The organism is Streptomyces himastatinicus ATCC 53653, from assembly GCF_000158915.1.
Classification (GTDB): domain Bacteria; phylum Actinomycetota; class Actinomycetes; order Streptomycetales; family Streptomycetaceae; genus Streptomyces; species Streptomyces himastatinicus.
In genome coordinates this window covers 4,461,958-4,463,127 of sequence record NZ_GG657754.1, presented here as the reverse complement: position 1 = coordinate 4,463,127, position 1,170 = coordinate 4,461,958, and the positions used below count along the sequence as shown (strand labels likewise).

The 1,170-nt window shown below is 77.4% G+C and carries 2 protein-coding genes; both read left to right on the top strand.

Annotated elements, in window-relative coordinates:
- The coding region (locus SSOG_RS56085) for an acyl-CoA dehydrogenase family protein (RefSeq protein ID WP_039938018.1) at window positions 1–578 on the top strand (578 nt) is incomplete at its 5' end.
- Between the two features lie 17 nt (window positions 579–595).
- Window positions 596–1,084 (top strand): nitroreductase/quinone reductase family protein, encoded by a 489-nt coding sequence (locus SSOG_RS18415; protein WP_009715757.1) that lies wholly within the window; start codon window positions 596–598, stop codon window positions 1,082–1,084.
- The last annotated feature ends 86 nt before the right edge of the window (window positions 1,085–1,170 follow it).

Here is a 1,170-nt window from a genome sequence, read left to right as displayed (position 1 = left end):
TGGTCCGCACCCGGCTGACCGCGCTGGACGAGACCCGGCCGCAGGCCCGTATCGAACTGCGGGACGTCCCGGCCGAGCTGCTCGGCGAGGACGGCGCGGACGGCGCGGACGTGGCGGGCGCGCTGGCCGGGCTGGGCGGCCCGGCGGCGGCCGTCCTCGCGGCCGAGGCGGTGGGCGCGGCGGACGCGGCCCTCACCCGTACGGTCGACCATGTACGGACCCGGGAGCAGTTCGGCCGCCCGATCGGCTCCTTCCAGGCGGTCAAGCACCGGCTGGCCGATGTGTACGTCACGGTCCAGGCGGCGCGCTCGGCGGCGTACTACGCGGCATGGGCGGCCACCGGGCCGGAAGCCCCGGTCGCGGGCCCGCTCGCGCTCGCCGCCGCGCTGGAGGCGCAGCGGGCCGCCGCGGGCGAGGCCGTGCAGCTGCACGGCGGCATCGGCATCACCTGGGAACACGACGCGCATCTGTACCTCAAGCGGGCCGCCTCCGACGAGCTGCTCTTCGGCCCCGCCCACCGGCTGCGGGCGCGGGCGGCCGACCGGGACGGCGTCTTCGCCCCGGCGGTGACGGTCTGATGCCGCCGGGGGAGCGGATGACGCGGCTCGTCCAGAAGGTGTCCTCGGGGCGTACCTTCGCGCGGCTCGCCCCGCACGTCGTCCCGGCCCTCGACCGCGCCGTCCACCGGCTGACCCGTGGCCGGGTGCTGCCGAGCGCGCGGATGCTGCCGGGCCTGATCCTCACGGCCCGCGGCGCGAAGTCCGGGCTGCTCCGCCGTACGCCGCTGGCCTGCATGCCGGAGGAGGACGGCGGCTGGATCCTGGTCGGCAGCAACTTCGGCCGCCCCGGCCATCCGGCCTGGACCGCCAATCTGCTGCGGCACCCGGACGCGGAGATCAGCTGGCAGGGCCGCGACATCCGGGTCCGGGCCCGGCTGTTGGAGGGCCCGGAGCGGGAACGGGCCTGGTCGGCGGTGGTGGCCTTCTGGCCGCCGTACGCGCGCTACCAGGCGCGCGTGGACCGCCGGATCCGCCTCTTCCGGCTGGTGCCGGTGCCGGCGCCGGTGTCCGGGCCGGAGGCGTAAGGGGGTGCGGTTGGTGCGGTTGGTCCGGTGGGTCCGGTGGGTGGTGCCGGGGCGGGGCCTCCGGGGCAGGGCCCTGGACCGTCTAT

Bases quoted from the DNA above. Each gene is read 5' to 3' on its own strand.
- SSOG_RS18415 (WP_009715757.1), top strand. From the start codon at position 596: ATGACGCGGCTCGTCCAGAAGGTGTCCTCGGGGCGTACCTTCGCGCGG.